8 protein-coding genes are annotated in these 6,488 nt (G+C 33.2%); all 8 read right to left on the reverse strand.

What is annotated here, in order from left to right; all coding sequences use genetic code 11:
* The coding region (locus RWZ86_RS07945) for a pseudouridine synthase (RefSeq protein ID WP_314681220.1) at nt 1–656 on the reverse strand (656 nt) is incomplete at its 3' end.
* An 18-nt stretch (nt 657–674) separates the two neighbouring features.
* Nucleotides 675–1,283, reverse strand: coding sequence for an SMC-Scp complex subunit ScpB (gene scpB, locus RWZ86_RS07950; RefSeq protein ID WP_314681223.1), 609 nt, complete (start codon nt 1,281–1,283; stop codon nt 675–677).
* The gene (locus RWZ86_RS07955) at nt 1,276–2,028 is read right to left on the reverse strand and encodes a segregation/condensation protein A (protein WP_314681224.1); all 753 of its coding nucleotides are present in this window, start codon (nt 2,026–2,028) and stop codon (nt 1,276–1,278) included. Before RWZ86_RS07955 ends, scpB begins: the two co-directional genes overlap by 8 nt.
* Nucleotides 2,029–2,048: 20 nt before the next feature.
* Complete coding sequence (locus RWZ86_RS07960) at nt 2,049–2,864, reverse strand: purine-nucleoside phosphorylase (RefSeq protein WP_314681227.1); 816 nt, start codon at nt 2,862–2,864, stop codon at nt 2,049–2,051.
* Between the two features lie 84 nt (nt 2,865–2,948).
* The gene (gene deoB, locus RWZ86_RS07965; RefSeq protein WP_314681229.1) at nt 2,949–4,118 is read right to left on the reverse strand and encodes a phosphopentomutase; all 1,170 of its coding nucleotides are present in this window, start codon (nt 4,116–4,118) and stop codon (nt 2,949–2,951) included.
* Nucleotides 4,119–4,145: 27 nt separating this feature from the next.
* The gene (xerD, locus tag RWZ86_RS07970) at nt 4,146–5,039 is read right to left on the reverse strand and encodes a site-specific tyrosine recombinase XerD (RefSeq protein WP_314681233.1); all 894 of its coding nucleotides are present in this window, start codon (nt 5,037–5,039) and stop codon (nt 4,146–4,148) included.
* Nucleotides 5,029–5,472 carry a Fur family transcriptional regulator gene (locus tag RWZ86_RS07975; RefSeq protein WP_314681237.1) on the reverse strand — a complete coding sequence of 148 codons (444 nt, stop codon included), beginning with the start codon at nt 5,470–5,472 and terminating at the stop codon, nt 5,029–5,031. Before RWZ86_RS07975 ends, xerD begins: the two co-directional genes overlap by 11 nt.
* Nucleotides 5,473–5,508: 36 nt before the next feature.
* A complete protein-coding gene (locus RWZ86_RS07980) occupies nt 5,509–6,369 on the reverse strand; it encodes a S1-like domain-containing RNA-binding protein (protein WP_314681234.1) in 861 nt (286 codons plus the stop codon).
* Nucleotides 6,370–6,488: the final 119 nt, after the last annotated feature.

Consider the following 6,488-nt stretch of genomic DNA (forward strand, 5'->3'; position numbering starts at 1 on the left):
GGTCTTAAATTTTCTAATGTTAAGAATCCGAATTCTTCTCGTTTTAATTTTTGAACTGGTAATTCTACTGCTTCAAACATTTTCTTTACTTGGTGATTCCAACCTTCATGAATCGTTAAAGAAACAATTCCCGTATTTTTTTCCGTATCAACGGATAATATTCTGGCAACTGCTTTAGAAGTTTTCTTGCCATCAATCCAAATACCTCTTTCTAATTGTCTCATATGACGAGGGGTTGGAACACCTTTTACTTTAGCAATATATTTCTTTTCAACATGATGTTTTGGATGTGTCATTAAATTCGCAAACTCTCCATCATTTGTTAATAAAATTAATCCTGTTGTATCATAGTCTAATCTTCCTACTGGATAAACACGTTGAGGGACATCTTTAAAATAATCACTAATAACGGTACGTCCTCTATCATCTGTTACACTTGATAAAACAGATTTTGGTTTATAAAACATAAAGTAAACAGGCTCTTCTTTATAAATCGGAATGCCATCTACTTCAATTTTATCTATTTGAGACACTTTATATCCTAATTCTCTGACAACAGTACCATTTACTTTCACACGACCTTCTTCAATAAAGGCTTCACATTTTCTACGAGATGCAATTCCGGCATGTGCCATAACCTTCTGTAATCTTTCCACGAGATACTCCTTCCTTTCTTACGAAATAGTTTCATCCTCTTGATGCTTTTGTTCTAATTCTGCAAATAAGTCTTCATTATTTTTAAATAATTGCTTACTTTCTTCTTGGCTTAATTCTAGTAATGATTCCACATCTGGTAATTGATCCAATGTTTCTAATCCAAAATAATCCATAAAATAAGTGGTCGTACGATATAATTTTGGACGACCTGGACTATCCATTCGACCGGCTTCTTCAATTAAATCTCTTAACAATAATTTTTGAATAGCACCACTACATTGAACTCCACGAATACTTTCTACTTCTAATCTTGTAATAGGCTGTTTATAAGCAATAATAGCCAATGTTTCCAAAGCTGCACTAGATAATTGAGAAGAAAATGGAGAAACAGCATATTTTTCAAGATAAGGTTTTAACGATGCTTTCGTCACAAATTTATAACGTTGTGCTGTTAAAATTAATTCTAAACCACTTGTTTCATCTTTTAATTGTTCCATTAATTCTTCTAATAGTTGACGAACTGCCGTTTTATCAATACCAACGACATAACTAATTTCTTCTAGTGTTAAGCCATCATCTCCTGCTACAAATAATAAAGCTTGAGTTGCTGCTAAATAATTATTCACTAAATGCACCACCTTTATCGCAAGTTTCTAAAACAATATCTTCATAAGGCACATGTTGAACCAAACGAATTTTATGTTCCCTAACCAATTGTAACATCGCCAAAAATGTTGTCACAATGGCATGACGATGAAACGAAGGGAAACATTTATCAAATCGAATACTTTTTTGAGGATTTTCTTGAATTTTTTTTAAAATCGAATCCATCATTTCCTCTACCGTATGTGTTTCATGTTGAATATTTGCTTGTAGAGGCATTTTTTCAAGATTTCTTCTTGCTATTTTTTTTAATGCATTCCATAAATCTTGAGTCGTTACTTGTCCTTCTTGTAATGGAATAATTTCTTGAAGAGCGGATAAATCACTTGCTTCTTTTCCATAATGCATACCTCTTTGAACCGAAAGTTCTTCCAGTTTTTTTGCACCTTCTTGGAACTGTTTATATTCCATTAATTTTTCAACTAACTCATCCCTAGGGTCTTCTTCTACTTCTACTTCATCGATTTCCACTTTTGGTTTCGGTAAAAGCATTCTTGCTTTAATTTCTAATAAAGTTGCCGCCATTAATAAATACTCGCTAGCTACTTCTAATTCCATTTCTTGCATGGAATGAATATAGGATAAATATTGATGCGTTAATTCCACCATTGGAATGTTATAAATATCAATTTTCATCTCTTTAATTAAATGTAATAACAAATCCATTGGGCCTTCAAATTCCCCAATACGTAGCGTTAACGCATCCACTTTCTCTACTCCTATTCTAATTAATAAATTTCAATGACTTTACGAACTAAACCTTTAAATGATTCTTTTACTCGTTGAGTTGTTTCTACTACTTCCTCATGGTTTAAGTTTGCTTGTAGTCCAGCTGCTAAGTTTGTAATACAAGAAATACCGATGACTTTAATTCCTGAATGGTTCGCAATGATCACTTCAGGAACAGTTGACATACCAACTGCATCTCCACCTAATACTTGTACCATACGAACTTCAGCAGGTGTTTCATAAGTTGGGCCAGATAAACCTGTATAAACTCCTTCTTGTAATTGCACGCCTACTTCTTTTGCTGCCTTACGAACAACTTCTTGTCCATAGATATGATAAGCATGAGACATATCAGGGAAACGAGGTCCAAAGCGATCATCATTTGCTCCAATTAATGGATTTGTACCTGTAATATTAATATGATCTGTAATTAACATTAAGTCACCTGGTTTGAAGTTTGGATTGCTTCCTCCAGCTGAGTTTGTCACAATCATTGTTTCTACTTCTAATAATTTCATTAAACGAATTGGGAATGTAACAGTTTCCATTGGATATCCTTCATAAAAATGAAAACGTCCATCCATAATTAAAACTTTTTTACCAGATAATTCGCCATAAACTAAACGTCCAGCGTGACCTACTACTGTAGATACTGGGAAGTTAGGAATATCTTTGTAATCGAAGATAACTGGATTTTCAACTTCCGTTGCTAATTCTCCTAATCCAGACCCTAAAATTAGTCCAAAATCAATATTCTGAACTCCATTACTTTGTAAAAATTGTTTTGTTTCTAATAATTGATCATATAAAGCCATGCTACTCTTTCCTCTCTTTTTTTAGATGATTTAAAAAAGAAGTGGAAATCCAATAATGGAACTCATTGAATTTCCACAATTATATTATTGTAATTCACTTAAGAAGCTTTGTCCGTTTCCAGTTGAAGATACGCCAAAGTTTTCGGAAATTGTTTCAGCAATATCTGAGAAATGTCCTTGAGTTAAACGTGTTGGATGTTGTAGAGATTTGCTAATCGCTAAAACTGGAATATACTCACGAGTATGGTCAGTTCCTGGGAATGTAGGGTCATTACCATGGTCAGCTGTAATAATTAATAAATCATCTTCATGCATATTTTCTAAAATTTCTGGAATACGTGCATCGAATTCTTCTAATGCTTTACCATATCCAACAGTATCTCTACGGTGTCCATAAGCAGCATCGAAGTCTACTAAGTTTAAGAAGCTCATTCCTGTGAAATCTTTTTTCAAGATATCTACGAATTTATCAACACCATCCATATTGTTTTTTGTACGTACAAATTCAGTAATTCCTTGACCATTGAAAATGTCATTAATTTTACCAATCGCAATAACATCAAAATCTTTTTCTTTTAAGAAATCTAAAGTTGTTTGACCAAATGGACTTAATGCATAGTCGTGACGGTTTGAAGTACGTTGGAAGTTGCCTGGAGTTCCCACATATGGACGAGCAATAATACGACCAATCATATATGGATCATCTTTAGTAATTTCTCTTGTATACTCACAAATACGATATAATTCTTCTAATGGAATCACTTCTTCATGAGCTGCAATTTGTAATACTGGGTCAGCACTTGTATAAACGATTAAATCTCCTGTTTCCATTTGATGTTTCCCAAAATCATCAATAACAGCTGTTCCACTATATGGTTTATTACATACAATATTTCTACCAGAGAATTCTGTAATTTTATCTAATAAATCTTGAGGGAATCCATCAGGGAAAACTCTAAATGGAGTTTTAATATTCAATCCCATTAATTCCCAGTGACCTGTCATTGTATCTTTTCCTACAGAAACTTCTTCTAATTTAGTGTAGCTTCCTTTTGGATTTTCAACTGGAGGTACAGTTTTTAATGGCGCAATATTTCCTAATCCATATGCTTGCATATTTGGAACGTTTAAACCAACTCGTTCTGAAATATGTCCTAATGTATGAGAACCTGCATCATTAAATGCAGCAGCATCTGGTGCTTCTCCAATCCCTACTGAGTCCATTACAATTACGTGAATTCTTTTAAATTTCATCTGACATTCTTCTTTCTGTATAAAATTTTATTTTTTCGCACGAGGGTGCGCTTGTTGATAAATTTCCTTCATACGTTCATTTGTTAAATGCGTATAAATTTGAGTCGTACTAATATCGCTATGTCCTAATAATTCTTGAACAATTCTCAAATCAGCCCCTGCCTCTAAAATATGCGTTGCAAATGAATGACGCAATGTATGGGGACTTACTTCTTTATGAACGCCTGCTTCTTGAACAATTTTCTTTAAATTTTTCCAAAAACCTTGTCTTGTAAATCCATTTCCACGATGATTTAAAAACAAATATTCCACTGGATTTGACTCCTGTTCTAACACCACTCTTGCATAAGTTAAATAATGCTGAACCCAATTAGCGGCAGCTTGTCCAATAGGAATAATTCTTTGTTTATTTCCTTTACCAATTGTTTGAAGAAATCCTAATTCTAAATGCAAGTCACTAAGTTTTAAAGTAATTAACTCACTAACACGCATTCCAGTTGCATAAAGGAGTTCTAACATAGCTTTATCTCTTAATCCTAATACGGCTGAAGTATCACAGGAATTTAAAACTTGTGTCACTTCATCAACCGTTAGAGCTTTTGGCAACGTCTTACTCGTTTTAGGAACTTTCAGGGGTTGTACTGGATTTGTTTCCACCAATTGTTCCTGTTGTAAAAATTTAAAGAATTTTTTTAAACAACTAATCATTCTACTCGTAGAACTTGTCGCATAGCCATCCTGTTTTAAAGCTTGTAAAAATAACACAATCAAAGAATAATCGACTTCTTTCCAATCTTGAATTTGTTGTTCTTTCAAAAATTGGTAAAATTTCATTAAATCCCTTTGATAACTCATGACTGTATTTTGAGATAATCCTTGAATTGCTAATGAATCCACAAAATAATCAAAATTACGTTGCATGAGTTTCACCTTCTCTACATTTTTGACAAATGCCATGGAAAGTTAAACGATGATCTTCTACTTTAAAATGAAATCGTTCTTCAACGATTTTCTCTACTTCACCTAATAAGTTTTCATGAATTTCTTCAATATTTCCACATTTATTACATAGTAAGTGATGGTGGAAACGATTCGATTCATCTCGTTTTAAATCATAACGAGCTAAGCCATCATCGAATACAACTCGATAAGTAATATTTAAATCTATTAAAATTTCTAAAGTACGATAAACTGTTGCTAATCCAATATCAGGATATTTCCGCTTAACAAGCATATATATAGCTTCAGCACTCAGATGGTCATCTTCTTTTTCTAATAAAATTGCAACCGTTGCTTGTCTTTGAGGAGTTAGCTTAAATCCCTCTTCTTGCAATTTCTTTTTGATGCCTTCCATTGTTAACACAGATTTATCCCCCCATTTCAATCCTCATTATTCTTCCACTAATTGAATAAATCCTTCTGATTGTGTAATCTTTTTCGCTTTTAATAAGGAACCAATCGCACGTTTGAATTGCCCCTTACTAATTCCAAAAATTTCTTTAATAATCGTTGGATCTGTTTTATCCCAATACGGTAATGTATGCGTTGGACGATTTCTTAACATTGTTAAAATCATTTCTGCATCATCTCCAATTGCTTCATACGCTCTTGGTCTCATGGATACATTTAACACACCATCTGGTCGAACACCAATTACTCGAACATTGACTAATTCCCCAAGTGTTGGTTCATATAAACGCTCACTTGGATGTAAGAAGCATCGATACCCTTCTTCTGTCATTAAAAATGTTCCTACTAATTTAACATTCGTAACAGTAGCGGATACATCTTTATTTTTTAATGTATGATTGGCTCTAATGGATTTGGCTTTTAACTCTGTTCCATCCCCCATTGTTGCCCAAGTACGATTTTTCTTATCTTTAATTAAAGTTACATATAATCGATTATTTTTCTTTGGCCATAATTCTTTTAAGTTTGGTAATTCATCTAATGAAACAACCATATCTTTATCCGGTAATCCAATCGATACGAATACGCCTAAATCTTTTCTCACTTGAGTAACTGTTGCCCATCCATAAGTTTCATTAGTTACTTCTGGAATATCAAGGGTCATGATTTTCTTACGATCACTATTTTCATATACAAAGCCTGTTACGACATCTCCGATGGCTAATGTTACATCGGGATTTTTTGAAACACGATACGTTTCACCTTGTTTTTGAACAAAGTACGCTTTATCATTTTCATCCGTTACAATAGCTTGAATAATAGTAGATAAATCATTTGTCATCGCTTTCCCTCCTTTACTTATTTAGCATTCCTATTCTAACACAGAATTCATAAAAGCCAAAATAAAAAAGAGACTGGGCAAAAAGTCTCAAAAATAGAAGAAAGCACGTCCTGATTTTG

This window comes from uncultured Granulicatella sp. (assembly GCF_963545075.1).
Taxonomy (GTDB): domain Bacteria; phylum Bacillota; class Bacilli; order Lactobacillales; family Aerococcaceae; genus Granulicatella.

What these genes read in the sequence shown, in the direction of transcription:
- xerD (WP_314681233.1), bottom strand. Translation starts at nt 5,039, where the DNA reads ATGCAACGTAATTTTGATTATTTTGTGGATTCATTAGCAATTCAAGGA.
- RWZ86_RS07975 (WP_314681237.1), bottom strand. Translation starts at nt 5,472, where the DNA reads ATGGAAGGCATCAAAAAGAAATTGCAAGAAGAGGGATTTAAGCTAACT.
- RWZ86_RS07980 (WP_314681234.1), bottom strand. Translation starts at nt 6,369, where the DNA reads ATGACAAATGATTTATCTACTATTATTCAAGCTATTGTAACGGATGAA.
- deoB (WP_314681229.1), bottom strand. Translation starts at nt 4,118, where the DNA reads ATGAAATTTAAAAGAATTCACGTAATTGTAATGGACTCAGTAGGGATT.
- RWZ86_RS07960 (WP_314681227.1), bottom strand. Translation starts at nt 2,864, where the DNA reads ATGGCTTTATATGATCAATTATTAGAAACAAAACAATTTTTACAAAGT.